Annotated in this window: 13 protein-coding genes; 6 read left to right on the top strand and 7 right to left on the bottom strand. The window is 71.6% G+C overall.

What is annotated here, in order from left to right; genetic code table 11:
* Window positions 1-59 precede the first annotated feature (59 nt).
* From OG199_RS37145 to OG199_RS37135, 3 genes are read left to right on the top strand one after another with little or no spacing between them, the layout of a single operon-like run.
* The gene (locus OG199_RS37145) at window positions 60-1,199 is read left to right on the top strand and encodes an ABC transporter ATP-binding protein (protein ID WP_405833204.1); all 1,140 of its coding nucleotides are present in this window, start codon (window positions 60-62) and stop codon (window positions 1,197-1,199) included.
* Window positions 1,196-1,906, top strand: coding sequence for an ABC transporter permease (locus OG199_RS37140; RefSeq protein WP_266696940.1), 711 nt, complete (start codon window positions 1,196-1,198; stop codon window positions 1,904-1,906). The genes OG199_RS37145 and OG199_RS37140 overlap by 4 nt, the downstream gene beginning before the upstream one ends.
* On the top strand, window positions 1,903-2,577 hold the full coding sequence (locus OG199_RS37135; RefSeq protein ID WP_266696941.1) for an ABC transporter permease: 675 nt from the start codon (window positions 1,903-1,905) through the stop codon (window positions 2,575-2,577). Before OG199_RS37140 ends, OG199_RS37135 begins: the two co-directional genes overlap by 4 nt.
* Before the next feature lie 79 nt (window positions 2,578-2,656).
* On the opposite strand, the gene OG199_RS37130 is transcribed toward OG199_RS37135, so the two are convergent.
* Genes OG199_RS37130 through OG199_RS37115 form a run of 4 tightly spaced genes read right to left on the bottom strand, consistent with a single transcriptional unit; the run spans window position 2,657 to window position 6,876 of the window.
* The gene (locus OG199_RS37130; protein WP_401801796.1) at window positions 2,657-3,268 is read right to left on the bottom strand and encodes a GTP-binding protein; all 612 of its coding nucleotides are present in this window, start codon (window positions 3,266-3,268) and stop codon (window positions 2,657-2,659) included.
* Window positions 3,219-3,650 carry a DUF742 domain-containing protein gene (locus OG199_RS37125; protein ID WP_266705695.1) on the bottom strand — a complete coding sequence of 144 codons (432 nt, stop codon included), beginning with the start codon at window positions 3,648-3,650 and terminating at the stop codon, window positions 3,219-3,221. The genes OG199_RS37130 and OG199_RS37125 overlap by 50 nt, the downstream gene beginning before the upstream one ends.
* Before the next feature lie 59 nt (window positions 3,651-3,709).
* Window positions 3,710-4,183, bottom strand: a complete 474-nt coding sequence (locus OG199_RS37120) for a roadblock/LC7 domain-containing protein (protein WP_356800997.1) — start codon at window positions 4,181-4,183, stop codon at window positions 3,710-3,712.
* A gap of 2 nt (window positions 4,184-4,185) precedes the next feature.
* Window positions 4,186-6,876 (bottom strand): ATP-binding protein, encoded by a 2,691-nt coding sequence (locus tag OG199_RS37115; protein WP_405833202.1) that lies wholly within the window; start codon window positions 6,874-6,876, stop codon window positions 4,186-4,188.
* A 452-nt stretch (window positions 6,877-7,328) separates the two neighbouring features.
* Between OG199_RS37115 and OG199_RS37110 the strand changes: the two genes are divergently transcribed.
* From OG199_RS37110 to OG199_RS37100, 3 genes are all read left to right on the top strand, one after another.
* Window positions 7,329-8,291: an ABC transporter substrate-binding protein gene (locus tag OG199_RS37110; protein WP_405833201.1), complete on the top strand. Its 963-nt coding sequence runs from the start codon at window positions 7,329-7,331 to the stop codon at window positions 8,289-8,291.
* A gap of 100 nt (window positions 8,292-8,391) precedes the next feature.
* Window positions 8,392-9,993, top strand: a complete 1,602-nt coding sequence (locus OG199_RS37105; RefSeq protein ID WP_405833199.1) for an aromatic amino acid ammonia-lyase — start codon at window positions 8,392-8,394, stop codon at window positions 9,991-9,993.
* A gap of 232 nt (window positions 9,994-10,225) precedes the next feature.
* Window positions 10,226-10,711, top strand: coding sequence for a DUF6924 domain-containing protein (locus OG199_RS37100; RefSeq protein WP_356800969.1), 486 nt, complete (start codon window positions 10,226-10,228; stop codon window positions 10,709-10,711).
* A gap of 40 nt (window positions 10,712-10,751) precedes the next feature.
* Here the strand turns inward: OG199_RS37100 and OG199_RS37095 are convergent, their stop codons facing one another.
* From OG199_RS37095 to OG199_RS37085, 3 genes are all read right to left on the bottom strand, one after another.
* On the bottom strand, window positions 10,752-11,531 hold the full coding sequence (locus OG199_RS37095) for an alpha/beta fold hydrolase (RefSeq protein WP_401801785.1): 780 nt from the start codon (window positions 11,529-11,531) through the stop codon (window positions 10,752-10,754).
* Window positions 11,532-11,592: 61 nt separating this feature from the next.
* Window positions 11,593-12,729, bottom strand: a complete 1,137-nt coding sequence (locus OG199_RS37090) for an alpha/beta hydrolase (protein ID WP_405833196.1) — start codon at window positions 12,727-12,729, stop codon at window positions 11,593-11,595.
* Window positions 12,726-15,410, bottom strand: a complete 2,685-nt coding sequence (locus OG199_RS37085) for a thioester reductase domain-containing protein (RefSeq protein WP_405833194.1) — start codon at window positions 15,408-15,410, stop codon at window positions 12,726-12,728. Before OG199_RS37085 ends, OG199_RS37090 begins: the two co-directional genes overlap by 4 nt.
* Between the last annotated feature and the right edge of the window lies 1 nt (window position 15,411).

The raw sequence follows: 15,411 nt of genomic DNA, 5'->3' as shown, positions 1-15,411 counted from the left end.
CCCTCGTGCACGTGATCCGGTCACGTCCGAACACAGCCGTTCCCGAAGGGTTTCGACGCTTGATAGCCATCGAAGATGTCAGCAAGCGATATGCCGACGGCACGGTGGCCGTCGATCGCCTGTCCCTAGAGATACCGAACCACTCCATCACCGTGCTCGTCGGACCGTCGGGGTGCGGCAAGACCACCACGCTGCGCATGATCAACCGCATGGTCGAGCCCAGCAGCGGCACGATCCGGGTCGACGGCGAGGACATCACGCGCCGTCCGGTCAACGCCCTGCGCCAGTCGATGGGTTACGTCATCCAGAACGCCGGGCTCTTCCAGCACCGGACGATCCTCGACAACATCGCCACGGTGCCGCGGCTGCTCGGCTGGTCCAAGCAGCGTGCCCGCGCCCGTGCGGCGGAGCTGATGGAACGGGTCGGGCTCGACCCGGGCATGGCCCGCCGCTACCCGTACCAGCTCTCCGGTGGTCAGCAGCAGCGCGTCGGCGTCGCCCGCGCGCTGGCGGCGGACCCGCCGATCCTGCTGATGGACGAGCCCTTCTCCGCGGTCGACCCGGTGGTCCGCCGTGGCCTGCAGGAGGAGTTGCTGCGTATTCAGGGCGAACTGGGCAAGGCCATCGTGTTCGTCACCCACGACATGGACGAGGCCATCACCGTCGGCGACCGGGTGGCCGTGCTGCGCACCGGCGGCAAACTCGCCCAGTTCGCCGCCCCCGACGAGCTGTTGTCGGCGCCCGCCGACGCGTTCGTGGAGGAGTTCCTCGGCGGCGACCGGGGCATCCGCGGTCTGTCGTTCCTGTCCACGCGCGACCTCGCCCTCGACCGCTCCCAGGTCTTCCCGGTCGGCACCGACTGGCAGCAGCTCGCCGGGCAGCAGACCGCTCAGGCACCGGTCCTGGTCACCGACGCCGACGGAAGGCCCCTGGGCTGGGCCGACTTGACGGTGTGGGCGGGCGAGGTGCAGCGACTGGAGCCGTACGGTCAGGGCTTCGAGGTCGGACGGGACTCGCTGCGGGTCGCGCTGGACCGGGCGGTGCTGTCCCCCACGGGTCAGGCGGTCGGCGTGGACGCGTCCGGACGGGTGCTGGGACTCGCCGGCCAGGAGACGGTCGCCGCGGCGATCCGCGCGGCCCGTCAGCGGCGCGCCGCTGACGCCCCCCAGGAGTCCGCCCCCGCGAAGGTCGTTCGATGAACGGCTTCTTCGACATCCCGAGCGACCTCCAGAGCAGCTATGCCGGCCTGATCGGCGGGCACATGCTGGAGGCGCTGGTCCCCGTGCTCGTCGGTCTCCTGCTGGCGTTGCCGATCGGACTGCTCTGCGTCCGCTTCGGCTGGATCTATCCACCGGTGCTGTGGACCACCACGGTGCTGTACGCGATCCCGTCGATCGCCTTCTTCGTGGTGCTCATCGACTACACGGGACTGAGCCGGACCACCGTCATGATCCCGTTGTGTCTGTACAGCCTCGTGGTGATCGTCCCGGCGGTCGTCGACGGCGTCCGCTCGGTCCCCGAGGAGACGAACGCGGCCGCGGCCGCGATGGGCATCGGCACCGTGCGCCGCTACCTCCAGGTCCAACTGCCCATCGCGGTACCGGCGATCATGGCCGGACTGCGGGTGGCGACCGCCTCCAGCATCAGTCTGGTCAGCGTCGGGTCGCTGATCGGCAACCAGGGGGCGCTCGGCAACCTGCTGACCACCGCGATGCTCTACCACCGGCCGCTGCTCGCCGTGAACTCGGTGGTCACCACCGCCGTCCTCGCGGTGCTGGTCGACGCCCTGCTCGTGCTGCTCCAGCGGGTCCTCACCCCCTGGCAGCCGCCCTCGTCCCGCAGGGCCGGGCGCGGTACGTCCACCACGATCCCGGGCCCCACCCGCACACCGGAGAGCGTCTCGTGAACGTACTGAACTTCATGCAGTCCTTCTTCACCGACGGGTCCCACTGGCACGGCTACGACGGCATCCCGCAGCGCGTGTGGGAGCACGTCCAGTACACGGCCGGGGCGCTCGCCATCGCCGCGGCCGTCGGTCTGCCGATCGGCCTGGCCACCGGACACACCGGCCGCGGCGGCAACGCGCTCGCGTTCGTGTCGGCGGGCGCCCGCGCGCTGCCCACCTTCGGACTGCTGGTGCTGATGTTCGTCTGGCTGGGCCTCGGCATCGTGCCCGTGATGATCCCGCTCGTGGTGCTGGCGATCCCCCCCATCCTCATCACGACGTACGAGGCGATCCGCACCGTGGACCCGTCCCCCGTCGACGCGGCCCGGGGCATGGGCATGGCGGAGCGGAAGATCCTGTTCCAGGTCGAGGTGCCCGCGGCGCTGCCGCTGATCCTCAGCGGCCTGCGCTCGGCTGCGATCCAGATCGTCTCGACGGCGACGATCGCGGCCTATGTGAGTCTGGGCGGGGTCGGCCGTTACATCCTGGACGGCCTGTACCAGCGCAACTACGAGAAGGTGGCGGGCGGCGCGGCGCTCACCGCGGTCCTGGCGCTGCTCGTGCTCGTGCTGTTCTGGGCCATCACCCGGGTGGCGGTTTCGCCCGGGGTGCGCAGGCGCCGTACGGCCTGACGCGGAGGGAGCAGCGAGAACAGGAGGAGGGGGACGGGCCGGGCCCGTCCCCCCTTCTCGTGCCGTCACTCCCGGACCGTCACTTCTCCGCGGTGGCCAGGGCGTGTTCGAGGACGACGAGGAGCGCGTCCCGCACCGATCCGCGCTCGCGGGCGTCGAACACGGTGAGCGGCACGTGCTCGCCGACGTCGAGCGCCCACCGTACGTCGTTCAGGTCGTGCTCGACCTTGCCGTCGAAGGCGTTGACCGCCACCGCGAAGGGGATCTCGCGGTGCTCGAAGTAGTCGACGGCCGCGTAGCAGTCGTCGAGCCGGCGGGTGTCGACGATGACGAGCCCGCCGAGGGCGCCCTCGACCAGGTCGTCCCACATGAACCCGAAGCGTTCCTGTCCGGGCGTGCCGAACAGGTAGAGCTTCAGGGTCGGATCCAGCGTGACGCACCCGAAGTCCATGGCGACGGTGGTCGTCATCTTCTCCGGGGTGTGGGAGAGGTCGTCGATGCCCGCGGCGACCGAGGTGATGGACGCCTCGGTGGTGAGCGGTTCTATTTCGGAGATGGCGCCCACCGTGGTGGTCTTGCCGACGCCGAAGCCGCCCGCGATGACCATCTTGACCGGCATCGGCGGCCGGGACGCCTCGGTGTCAGCGCTCACGGATCGCGCCCCGGGAGTCGGGGATAGCTCGGAGACCATCGATAACCCTTCGCAATACGGTGGCGTCGCGGGCGGATTCGGCCTGCGGTGCGTACAAGGCCAGTTGACCGTCGGCGCGCAGATCGTCGGCGAGCACCCTGATCACATTCAAATGCATCCGCAGCTTCGCCGCGATCTCCGCCAGTGACTGCGGCTGGCGGCAGACCGTGATGATGTCGCGGTGCTGGTCGAAGACGAAGGCCTCCAGCGTGGCCAGACCGAGTTCGGTCGCGACGACCTGTGTCTCGATCGGGATCGGCGGCACCAGGCTGTCACCTCCGGCGATCCGTCCCGCGGTCAGCAGGAATGGCCGGACGACCGACGCGGGGGGTTCCACACCCCACGCGCCGTCGTCGGCGGCTGTTGGCTCGCCGGCCGTCATCACGTCCTCACCCTTCACCTCGCGGGTCGTCGCGGCCTTCGCGACGCCCCCGCCGACCGTCAACGGGTCGGCGCGATCCCCACGGTGTTCTTGAGCTCCATGACCAGCTGCGGACTCAGGGCGGCGCCGGCGCGGTTGGCGAAGAGGGTCATCTCGTACGCGATGTTGCCGAGCTTCGCCTCCTTCGAGGCGACCACACCGAGCACCGCGCCCGCGCCCAGCGCGGACACCAGGACGTGGCCTTCCTCCAGGTCGATGATGACCTTGTTGAGCCCGCCGAGACCGTAGTTGCCCGACGCGCCCATGGCGAGGCTGGTGATCCCGGAGACGATGGCCGCGAGCCGCTCCGAGTCCGCCTTGCCGCGCAGTTGGGACACCGCGATCAGCAGACCGTCGGAGGACACGCCGATCACGTCGACGACCCCGGCCGTCTCGGTGGCGAATCGATTGAGCAGCCAATTGAAGTCGGCAGCGGCGGTCTTCACGTCCGTCGCCGGTTCCACGGCCGCGGAGTCCGGTCCACCTGTCCACATGGTCACTTGCTCATGCCTTCCGGGAATGAGGATCTGTTGTTCTCTGTGCTGTGTTCGGTCGAGCTGTCGGGCCGTCCCCCTGAACGGGCCGGTCCGCCGCCGCCCCGGTACCCGGCCGCGCTCTCACGCTCGGCCCGCAGGACGGCTTCCTCGAACTCGTCGATCTCGGAGCGCGCCGCTTCCGCTTCGGCGGTCTGCCAGGCGGGCGGGCGCGGATTGGGGTTGGTGACGGCTTGCCTGGGCAGCCGGGTCGAGGCGGTCGTGGCCTGCAGGGTCGCACCGCGCACGCGGCGCCGCAGCGGACTGGCGCCGCCCTCGGCCGGTCGCGCCGGGGCGCTGCCGGACGCCGCCGGGTCCGGGCCCGAGCCGCGTCCCGAACTCCCCCCACGGGGCGGCCTTCCGAGGTCACCCTCCGTCGTCGCGCGAGGTGACTGGCCGAGGCCGCCGCCCGCGGTACGGGGTGGCAGTCCGAGGCCGCCGACCGCGCCGGTGCCACGCTGCCGTACCGGACCCGCGGCAGCGGTGCCCGGTGTGCCGTGTCCCGCTGCCTCGCGGGCCGCGGCTCCCGGGCGGGTCGGTGCCTCGGGGGCCGTGGCGCCGCCCGGCCGGGGCCGGGCCGTGCCGGGGCCGCCGTAGCCCATGCCGCCCTCGGGCGACGGTTCCTGGCGGCCCGCGTGTCCGGGGGACTCCGCGGCGCGGCTGCGGGCGGGAATCCTGCGGGGCAGGTCCGCGGGGCCCGGCTCAGGGTCGACGGCGGCGGGGCGCGGTTCGGCGAGGCCCGAACGGCGGGGCGGCGGCAGGATGTGCGGGGCCCTGGTCGCGGCACCGGTGGGGTCGGCGAGCAGCAGATGGGACGCGGGCACCGCGACGGTGGCCGTGACACCGCCGCCCGGGGTGCGGGTGAGGACGACCTCGATGCCCCAGCGCCGGGAGAGACCGCCGACCACGAAGAGGCCGAGGACCTCGGTCGGGGCGAGGTCCAGCCGTTCTCGGCGGATCAGGCGGGCGTTCTCCTCCTCCAGCCGCTCGGCGCTCATCCCGAGCCCGTGGTCGATGATCTCGATCAGGGCGCCGCCGCCGGAGCCGTGCCGGGGTCGCAGGACCACCTCGACGCTGCTGGAAGCCGGGGAGAACGTCACGGCGTTCTCCAGGAGTTCGGCGAGCATCAGCGTCAGGTCGCCGACGATGTCGGGAGCGACGGTGACATCGCCCTCGGCGTGCGGGGTGACGCGCTGATAGCCCTCGATCTGGCCGAGCGCGGCGCGCACGATGTTGCTGAGCCGCATGGGACCGGAGTTGAGGCCCGTCTCGCGGATGCCGGCGAGCAGCATCAGGCTGTCGGCGTTGCGCTGGAGACGTACGGCGATGTGGTCGATGCGGTAGAGCCGGTCCAGTACCTCGGGGTCGGTCTCACCGCGTTCCACGGAGTCGATCAGCGCGAGTTGCCGTGCCGTCAGGTTGCTGACGCGGTGGCCGACGTTGCCGAACATCTCGGCGATGTTGCGGCGGCTGACGACCTGGCGCTCCAGCAGGGCACTCGCGGTGACCTGAACCTGGTTGAAGGCTTCGGCGAGTTCACCGATCTCGTCGCGGACCGGCACGGGAACGGCCTCGAGTCGCGGCGGCCCCGCGTCGTCGGCGTCGTCGTCGGCGACCCGGGCGAGTTCGGTCTCGGCGGCGGCGGCCACGTGCTGGGCCGCCTGGGTGAGGCTGCGCACGGTCCGCACCACGGAGCGGCGCACCAGTACCGAGAACAGGATCCAGGCCGCGAAGGCGGCCAGGTTGGCGGCCACCAGCCAGGCCACCTGCCACCAGGCGTCGTTGGACGCCGACTGGGTCTCCGCGGCGATCTCGTTGATGAGCGACTCGGTGATCTTCAGCCGGTTCTGGGCCTGGCGCTCATAGGTCGGGTCGGCGGTCAGCGCGGCCTGGAGCGCGGCGCGCAACTGCGCCGGACTCCCGGCGACCAGACCGCTGGGGTCGACCTGGAGCGCCGCGTAGTGCTGGGCGATGACGCTCTGGTACGCGCTGTGCTCGATCGAGGCGAGTTCGGCACCCTGCTCCTGGCTCGCGAACCGGGTGAAGCGCTCGGCCTGGTAGGTGTACTGCTCGTAGTCGCCGACGGCTCCGGTGTACTCGATGAGCGCGTTGGCGTCGCGGGTGCGGGCCGCGAAGACGCTGGTCTCGAAGGACGCGTGGGCGGTGTCGGCACGCAGCAGCGCGTCGAGCAGGTTGCCGGCGGACTCCGAGGACTCACCGCCCGACTGGCCCAGTCCGAGGCCGTTGATGAGGCCTTCGATCACCGATCCGTACGCCGGGTCGATGTTGTCCGCGGGGATCGGGCCCTGCTCGATGGTCTTGCGGAGACTGTCGAGGCCCTCCAGCTCCTTGAGCGCCTGGGCCTCGGCCTCGGGCAGCCGTTCGCCGTAGGTGGCCCGCACGGCCTCCGCCTGGGTGGTGACCTTCCGCTGCGCCTGGAGGAACGCGGAGGTGTCGGACGCCTTGTCGCCGGGGCGGGCGGCCTCGTGGCGCAGGGAGACCAGGAGCGCCTGCCGGTGCTCGGTCTGCACGCCGTCGATGAGTTTGGTGACCTGTGCGCTGTCCCGTACGAGACGGGCCGTCGCGGCCGCGGAACGGGCCGAGTCCATCTCGGAGTAGACGATGTACGCGATCATCGCGGAAACAACGGCCAACGGAACAATGACCAGGACGTTGAGTTTCCGTCGGAAAGGCCAACGGTCGAGGAGGGAGGGTGTCCGGCCTATTCGGGGAGCCGTGGTCTGCGGCCCCCGGGCGGCTTTCCTGTGCGCGGGCACCAAACCTCCTTGACTTCATTCCCAATTGGAAGCCCGCAGCCCGGGCTGCGTGGACGGGTCGTGTCAGCGCGCTCGGGCCGAGCAAGTGGAACCATGTCCCCCGACTCGGCCAACATTAGCGGTTGCCGCAAGAGTACGGCCATGATCAACCAAAAAGTGACACGGCGATACGTCCGATTCGCCGACTTTTCGAGCGAGTTGCGCACACGCGGTGAAGCCGCCTGGTCTCCATCGGTGATCTATTCGTGTCTTGACGGTGCGTTACTGCGCTCGATTGGATCGACTACACGCCATGCCTTCCGACCGTCGACCCCCATGCACAAGTCTGGATGACCAACGTGACCCACGCCAGAAGCACCCGAACGACCGCAACGTATGCTGTGTCCCTGCTGGTTGTGGCCGCGGCCGCCCTCACGGGCTGCGGTTCCTCCGACGACAACTCCGACGGCAAGGACCCGCTGAAGGGTGACACCGCCAAGGGCGGCACGGTCGTGGTCGGTTCCAACAACTTCCCCGAGAGCATCCTGATCGCCGACATCTACGGCGAGGCCCTGAAGGCCAAGGGCATCAAGGTCAGTTACAAGCTCAACATCGGGAGCCGTGAGACGACCTACGGCCTGATCAAGAACGGCACGATCACCGTTCTGCCCGAGTACAACGGCGCTCTGCTGGCCTACCTGGACGCCAAGGCGGCCCCGACGACGGTCGAGGACACCTCGAAGGCCATCACCGCCGGTCTCGACGCGAAGCTGACCCTGCTGGACCCCTCCGAGGCCCAGGACAAGGACGCGGTCGCGGTGAACGAGGCCACGGCCAAGAAGTACAGCCTCACCGAGAAGTCGACCATCGCCGACCTCGCCGACGCGGCCAAGGACATGGTCATCGGCGGTTCCCCGGAGTTCCAGACCCGCAAGCAGGGACTGGTCGGCCTGAAGTCCGAATACGGCCTCAATTTCAAGTCGTTCAAGGCTCTGGACGCGGGTGGCCCGCTGACCGTCGCGGCTCTCAAGGGCAACAACATCCAGGCCGCGGATATTTTCTCGACCGACCCCGGAATCAGCAAGAACAAGTTCGTCGTTCTCCAGGACCCGAAGAATCTCTTCGGTTTTGAGAACGTCACTCCGCTCGCCTACAAGAGCGGTCTCACCTCCGAGGGGGTTTCCGCCCTCAACGCCGTGTCGGCGAAGCTCGACACGGACGCCCTGGTCGACCTCAACGCCCAGGTGCAGAACGACAACAAGGACCCGCTGGACGTGGCCAAGACGTGGCTGTCGTCCGCCGGACTGTCCTGACGGACGCGCGCCGGCCGGAGCGGAGGTCCGCTCCGGCCCGCTGTCCGTCACCTCGGGGGTGGGGGCGCCCGGGGCCGTGTGGTTGAGGAGAACGTCCGTCATGCTCGAGCACACCGCCGAAACGCCCCCCGGTGACCCGCGCACCGGTCGTCCGCGCGTGGCCGCCCCGCCCGCCGTACCCGGCGAGGTGGCGCTGACGGGCCAGGGTCTCGACGCGCGCGCGGTCGCCCGGATCGCCGGCGGAGCCCCGCCCGCCACCGTGCGTCCGGCGACTCTGGCGGGGATGGAGCGTTCGCACCGGGCCGCCCGGGCACTGGCGGCGGAGGGCACCCGGGCCTACGGACGCACCACCGGTGTCGGAGCGCACCGCGGCGTCACCGTCGAGGAGCACGACGGCGACGGCCATGACCTGCGACTGCTGCTCAGCCACGCGGGCGGCATCGGAGAGCGGCTGCCGGTCCGACAGGTCCGCGCGATGATGGCGGTCAGGGCCAACCAACTGCTGGCCGGGGGCTCGGGGTTGCGCCCCGCGATCGCCACGGCCGTGCTGGGCGCCCTGCGGGCGGGTGCGCACCCACCGGTCAGCGAGTACGGGGCCGTGGGCACCGGGGATCTGACGGCGCTGGCCGAACTCGGACTGGCGCTGTTCGGACACGGCCCGTGGGAACACGACCGGGCGGACGGCGGGGGAACGCCCCCCGAGCCGCTGCGGATCGAACGCGGGGACGTCCTCGCCCTGTTGAGCAGCAACGCCCTCACCCTCGGGCAGTCGGCGCTCGCCTGTCACGACCTCGACGCGCTGTTGCGCGCCGCCCACGTGGTGACGGCCCTGTCCCTGTACGCGATCGACGCGTCCCTGGAGGCGTACGCGCCCGAGGTCCACCTGGCGCACCCGCATCCGCCCACGCAGCACGCCGCCGCGCGCGTACGACGGCTGCTCGGCGCTTCGGGGGCGCCGTGGCCGCCGTCCCCGCGCGTTCAGGATCCCTTCGGATTCCGCTGCTTCCCGCAGGCGCACGGCCCGGCGACGGAGGCGTGGAGCACCCTGGACGAGGTGCTCACCGTCGACCTCAACTCCGCCGTGGAGAACCCTCTGATCGGCTGGGACGAGGCCGGTGGTACCCCGGTCGCGCACCACCACGGCGGTTTCTTCGCCGCCCCGCTCACCCTGGCGCTCGACGGGGTGTGCCTCGCCGTGCTGGGCACGGCCAGGCTCTCCGCCGCCCGGCTCTCCGGGCTCGGCCGCCCCGAACTCACCGGGCTCCGTTCCTATTTGGCCGACGGGGCGTCGGCGGGGTCGGGAATGATGATCCTCGAGTACAGTGCGGCGGCGGCGGTCGCCGAGGTCCAGGCGTGTGCCGCGCCGTCCGCTCTCGGACACGTGGTGCTGTCACAGGGCACGGAGGAGGCCGCGAGCTTCGCCACCCAGGCGGCCCGCAAGACCCTCCGGCTCACCGACGCGTACCGCCTGGTCCTGGGCTGCGAACTGGTGGCCGCGGTACGGGCCCTGCGCCAGCGCGGTACGGTTCCCGACCCGCTGACCCCCGCGGGGCGCGCCTACGCGCGGGCCGCCGCGGTGTTGAATCCGGCGATGGAGGACCGCTCCCTGACGAGCGACGTGGCGAGCGCCGCGGCGCTGCTCACGGAGTTCGCGGCGGCGGAGGGGCACACCGTCGGCACGCCGCCCTCCACATTGCTGTAGAGGCTTCCGGAGCGTGATCGCCCGACCTGGCCGCCGCCTGTTCCTGGCGGCGGGGGAACGGGGACCATGGAGCGCCTCGGTACGTTCGCGGCCCGCCGATGCCGGCCCGTACCGAACCGATCGCGGGGGCGACGGCCCCGACTGCCCTTCCGGACGGCGTGGACGTCGTACCGTCGACCGGTCGACCCACCGCAGTCACCGCAGTCACCGCAGTCACCGAGGAGAACGTTCCATGAACGCGTTGCCCGCCGTCGTCGGCCGGGACGAATTCGATGCGCTGGTCGTCAGGACGGACTACCACGACGAGGTGTCCTGGCGGGCCGTGACGGCCGCCCTGGTGGAGCCCCGGGGCGGCGGGGGCGGCGGGCGGTACGCGGCGGGTCTCCATATCGTGGACGACCCGGCCTGGGCGGAGGCCGGCGTCGACGACGTGGTCGCCGCGGTCCGCGCCGACGAGAACCTGTCGGTCGTCTTCCTCGCCGACGCGACCACCATGCGCGCCGCGCACCACGCGCTGCTGGCGGTCACCACGCTGACGCGGGAGGAGTGCGAGGACGACGAGGACCACCGGCGGCTCACCGAGTTCGGGCGCTCCTTCCGCACCGTCCCCGCGGGGATCCACGACATCCACGCGAACCTGAGCATCGGCAACCTCGGTTTCGAGGAGTACGCCGCGCTGGCGCATGACGAGCCCGAGGGGATCTACCGGGCCTCCTGAACGGCCCTCGGCCCACGGAGTCCGGCGGAAATCCGCCGGCTCACGGCCGGTCGGTCACGAAACCGTCGAGCGCGGCGGTGAGTTCCGTCGGCTTCTCCACGGGCAGTTCGTGGCCGGCGTCCAGGATCCGCACGACGGCGTCCGGATAGGCCTTCGCCATCCGGAGCATCTGCCCGACGGGCAGTTGGATGTCGTAGTAGCCGTGGACCAGGAGGGTCGGGGTGCGGATCTCGCCGAGCCGGTCGAGGACGTCGAAGGACCGCATGGCGCCGTACAGCGTCATGACCACCTCGCGCGGGGTGCCCGCCGAGGTCCGGACGTACTCCCGGATCTCCTCGCGCGGATAGCCCGGGGCGAAGGCGCGCTGGATGTTGGTGGCGACGAACAGCTTGAACGGCACCAGCGTCGACGCGGCCATGAGCAGGCCCCGCCCCCGGCTGTAGGTCATCCGGCTGATCGAACTGACCAGGACCATGCGTTCGACCCGCTCGGGGTGGGCGAGGGCGATGGTCTGGGAGATCATCCCGCCCATGGAGTGACCGACCAGGACGAAGCGCTCGATCTTCAGGTGGTCGAGGACGGCGAGGACGTCCGTCGCCAGCTCCGCGATCGTACGCACCCCCGCCCCGCCGCTCTCGCCGTGCCCGCGCAGGTCCAGCCGGACCACCCGCCGTCTCTCGGCGAAATGCGCCATCTGGTGGTCCCAGCGGTGCCGGTTGGCCGTCCACCCGTGCAGGAACACCAGGGGGACGCCGCCGCCGTCGCGGGGGCCCTCGTCGTCGTACGTCAGCGCGGCGCCGTCGACATCGAGCTGCGGCATGGGGCCTCCTGGGTGCGGTCCGGTTACTGACGGGTACGGTATCCGGCCGCACGGGCCGCCGTCACCGTCGTTCGCCGAGGAATTCGAGGATGTGCCCGAACACGTCGAGGGCGGCGCCCCGGCCCAGGAACGTGTCGAGGTGACCGTAGCCGGGGATCTCGGCGTACGAGACGTCCAGCTGCGGCTGCCGGTGTGTCAGTACCTCGTGGCAGAGCCGCTGCGAGTCGAGCCACAGTCCGTTCTCGCTGCCCGCGAGCAGCAGTACCGGGGTGTCGATGCGGGCCGCCGCGTCCAGCGCGTTGGGCGGCAGCGCCCGGTAACGGTGGTCGGTGTCGTGCCAGCGGACGACCGTGCGGGCCAGTTCGATGCGGCGCAGGTGGGGCAGGATCCACAGGGGCGCGGGCCCGAGGAGTTCCGCGAGCCGGTCGTGGGTGGCGTCGGACAGGTTCTCGTGCACGAAGAGCGAGGCACCCGAGCCCCAGGCGGAGTTGTGGAGGATCTGGCAGGTGGGGTCCGGGCAGGCCGACCCGCGCGACGCGAGGGCGAACAGGGGCGTGTACTTCGACCGCAGGCCCACCTTGCGGAAGTCGACCGGGATGTGGTCGATCCGGTTGCGGAGCAGTTCACCCGCCACCGTCATGCGCAGCGAGGTGCGTCCCGCGAGCTTCGGCGTCAGGAACACACCCTGGGAGACGACGCCCGCGAGCCCGGGCACCAGTCCCGCCGTCATGCTCAGCGACAGGGTGAGGGAGCCGACGCAGTGGGCGACCACGAACAGGGGCCGGTCGCCGAGGCGTTCACGGACGCGGGAGACGGCTTCGGGGATGTCGTACAGGGCGACGTCGTCGTACGTGTACCGCCGGCCGGTCTCGTTGTAGGGGAAGCGGCGGCTGCCCCGCCAGTCGAGCAGCCAGGGCTCGTAGCCGTCGTCGAGCAGCACGTCGACGAGGTTGCGGGTCTCCGGGAGCAGGAACATGTCGGCGGACGCGGTGTGCCCGTGCAGGAGCAGCACGGCGGGCCGGTCCTGCTCGCCGCTGTCGACGCGGGTGAGCGCGAGGCGTACGCCGTCCCGGGTCGTGAAGGGGATCTCCTCGACCCCCGCCGGGTCGAGGCGGTGGCGGAGGGGGTGCGGGGCCGTGGCCGTGCGGACCTTGCGGACCGGCTGCCGGGTGCGGGAGGCGGCGGTTCTGAGGATCATCGGTGGTGCTCCGAGGGGGTCGGGGTGCGGCGCAGGTCGAGGAGGTCCGCGGCGGCCCGGGCGAAGGGGCCGAGCAGCCCGCGGCCCATCTCCAGGCCGAACCACGCGAGCCAGGTCAGCTTGGCGGCCCGTTGTTCCCGGGCGGTCAGGCGCGGATCGACCTTGATGCCGTCGATCTGGTCGCGTAGGTAGGTGTCCGCGGGCACGACCAACTCGCCCGCGAAAGCGGCCGGTTCTCCCTCCCGGCCGATCTCGACGCGCAGTGCGCGGGTCTGCCGCCACACGTCACGGCGGGCGCGGGCGTGCTTGTGGCCCTCCAGCCACCAGCGGCCGCCGTCGGCGTCCCGCAACAGCAGTCGGTAGCGCAGGAGTCGGTGGTGCTGTCCGTGCTGCCGCGGAATGCCCTCCTCGGGGCGGATCCAGACGTCCCCGTCTGCCACGACCAGCGGTTCGGCGTGCACGGCGGGGCACATGAGCTCGCCGCCGACGTCCACCCGCCGCTCCCCCGCCAGTTGGTACATGCTCGCGATGGAGAGGGTCAGTGCCATCGAGCAGGGGGTGTCGGCGGCGGAGCCGACAGGCCCCACGAGGCCCTCGGTCGTCTCGGAGAACCACAGATACGGCTGGTCGTCCTTGTGCGGGAGCCTGGCCAGGCCGTCCTCGGCGAGGCGCTCGAACGTCCTCAGCTGCGCCTGGGAGTCGTAGCGGGCCGGGGGCCGGAGGCCGAGCGCCTCGACGAGTGCGGCGGTGCGTTCACCGGTGGCCGCCGGCCCCTTCAGCGTGGCCTCGCACAGCCTGAGCGCGGTGGGGCTGCGCAACACCCGGGTCAGGAAGTCCAGTTCGGGCACGGGGTCGGCCTCGAGGCGGGCCAGGACGTCGGTGCGCCACTCGTCCCAGTCCTGTACACGTACGTGCATGCCGCCGAACGCCATGTCCTGTACGACGTCGTCGAGGGTGTTGGGCATGCCGGTCAGGTTGTAGTCGTGGCCCCAGGCGTCCGGTTCGCAGACGACGGCGGCCGCGACCCGGCTCACCCAGTCCACCGGCGCCGAGTTCAGGTAACGGAAGGCGGGTACGGTGCGGAAGCGGGCGAAGGCCGAGATGAGCCCGCTGCTGAGGTCCTGCGGGTTGTAGGCACCGGTCCTCGTGTGACCGCCGATGCCTCCGGGGCGCATCGCGGTGACGACCAGGCCGTGGTCGCGTGCCCTGCGCAGCGCGACCTCGGCGGCCCACTTCGTCTGGTCGTAGCCCGCCACGAGACGGTCGGCATGGGCGAGTTGGTCGTCCTCCCCCATGGAGGCGATGCCGACCTCGTTGAAGACCGCGATCGAGGAGATGTGGTGCAGCGGCTTCGGCGGCCCGGTCGCCGCGAGTTCGGCCAGGGTCAGCGCGCCGATGACGTTGCTCTGCCGCAGCGACTGGTAGCCGCGCAGGAAGTCCACGGCCGCCGCCACCCCGACCACGCTGTCCAGCTCGTGGGCGAGCGTGTTCCAGACGTCGTCCGACAGGCTCAGGCGCGGGCGCCGGATGTCGCCCGGGAGCACCGTCACCCGGCGGCGGATCTCCGACGACCAGGGCAGCCGGTGGGTCTTCAGCGCCGCGCCGAGGCGGGCCGAGGCCGCCTCCTCGTCTGCGGCGCGGACGAGGCAGTACACGTGGGCGTCACTGTGCCTGAGCAGGTCGAGGAGCAGGTGGCCGCCGAGGAAGCCGGTGGCACCGGTGAGCAGGATCCGGCGGGGCGGCATCGGCTCGGGCGGGCCGGTCCAGGGCAGACGGTCGGCGAGCGCGAGGTCGGCCAGGATCTGGTCCAGGTCTTGGGGTCGGGCCGAGGCGTACGGGGAGGAGGGGGAGTCGTCGGCGGCCGTCCAGGAGGCGGTCGTCGTCCCCGGCGGTGGGGTACGGGGTGCCGTCCCCGGCGGTGGGGTACGGGATGCCGTCCCGGGCGGTGGGGTACGGGATGGCGTCCCGGTCGACGGAGTGCGGGGTGCCGTCCCGGGCGGGGACGTGCGCGGTATCGGATCCGGCGGGGCCGAACTCCCCACGGGCGCGGGGGTTTCCGACGCATTCGGCGCCGCGGGGGTCGCCGCGGCGCCGACGGCAGCCAGCCAGCGCCGGGCGAGGCTGCGCGGCCGGGCGTCGGCGAACACCTCGTCGAGGTCCATCTCCACGCCCAGTGTGTCCTCCAGCGCCGCGACGAGTTCCACGGCACCGACGGAGGTGCCTCCGGCGTCGAAGAAGTCGGTGTCGGGCGACAGCCGTCCGTCGGGGACGAAGGGGCCGGCCGCCTCGGCGATCGCGGAGGCCAGACCGTCCACGTCGGGTGCGGCGGGGGCGGGCACGGCGTCGCCCCGGCTGTCGGCACCACATCCGGTGCCGTCACCCTCACCTGAACCCGCACCCACACCCGCACCCGGCCCCGCACCCAGGCTCGTACTCGCACCGGCATCGAACGGCGTCACCCCCGCGCCGGCGTCCGTGTCCACGTCCGCACGGCGCGAAACGGCACGCGCACCCGATGCCCCGCCGGGTCGGGCACCGGTCGCGGTCGCTTCGGGCGCCGACGTCAGCCCGGCCCTGGACATCAGGGCCTCCACGCTCAGCCCCCCGTCACCGCGCTCGATCGCCTCACCCGCCGCCCGCTGTCCGGCGTACGACGACGTGTCCTCGTTCACTTCACGCATG

Origin of the sequence: Streptomyces sp. NBC_01176 (genome assembly GCF_045039825.1) — a bacterium.
Lineage (GTDB): Bacteria > Actinomycetota > Actinomycetes > Streptomycetales > Streptomycetaceae > Streptomyces.
Note: the sequence above shows the minus strand (reverse complement) of the source record. Positions and strands in the feature narration are given on the sequence as shown.

Excerpts from the sequence above, each read along its gene's own strand:
- OG199_RS37140 (WP_266696940.1), top strand. The coding sequence starts at position 1,196 with ATGAACGGCTTCTTCGACATCCCGAGCGACCTCCAGAGCAGCTATGCC.
- OG199_RS37130 (WP_401801796.1), bottom strand. The coding sequence starts at position 3,268 with ATGGTCTCCGAGCTATCCCCGACTCCCGGGGCGCGATCCGTGAGCGCT.
- OG199_RS37125 (WP_266705695.1), bottom strand. The coding sequence starts at position 3,650 with ATGACGGCCGGCGAGCCAACAGCCGCCGACGACGGCGCGTGGGGTGTG.
- OG199_RS37120 (WP_356800997.1), bottom strand. The coding sequence starts at position 4,183 with ATGTGGACAGGTGGACCGGACTCCGCGGCCGTGGAACCGGCGACGGAC.
- OG199_RS37110 (WP_405833201.1), top strand. The coding sequence starts at position 7,329 with ATGACCAACGTGACCCACGCCAGAAGCACCCGAACGACCGCAACGTAT.
- OG199_RS37105 (WP_405833199.1), top strand. The coding sequence starts at position 8,392 with ATGCTCGAGCACACCGCCGAAACGCCCCCCGGTGACCCGCGCACCGGT.
- OG199_RS37100 (WP_356800969.1), top strand. The coding sequence starts at position 10,226 with ATGAACGCGTTGCCCGCCGTCGTCGGCCGGGACGAATTCGATGCGCTG.
- OG199_RS37095 (WP_401801785.1), bottom strand. The coding sequence starts at position 11,531 with ATGCCGCAGCTCGATGTCGACGGCGCCGCGCTGACGTACGACGACGAG.
- OG199_RS37090 (WP_405833196.1), bottom strand. The coding sequence starts at position 12,729 with ATGATCCTCAGAACCGCCGCCTCCCGCACCCGGCAGCCGGTCCGCAAG.
- OG199_RS37085 (WP_405833194.1), bottom strand. The coding sequence starts at position 15,410 with ATGCGTGAAGTGAACGAGGACACGTCGTCGTACGCCGGACAGCGGGCG.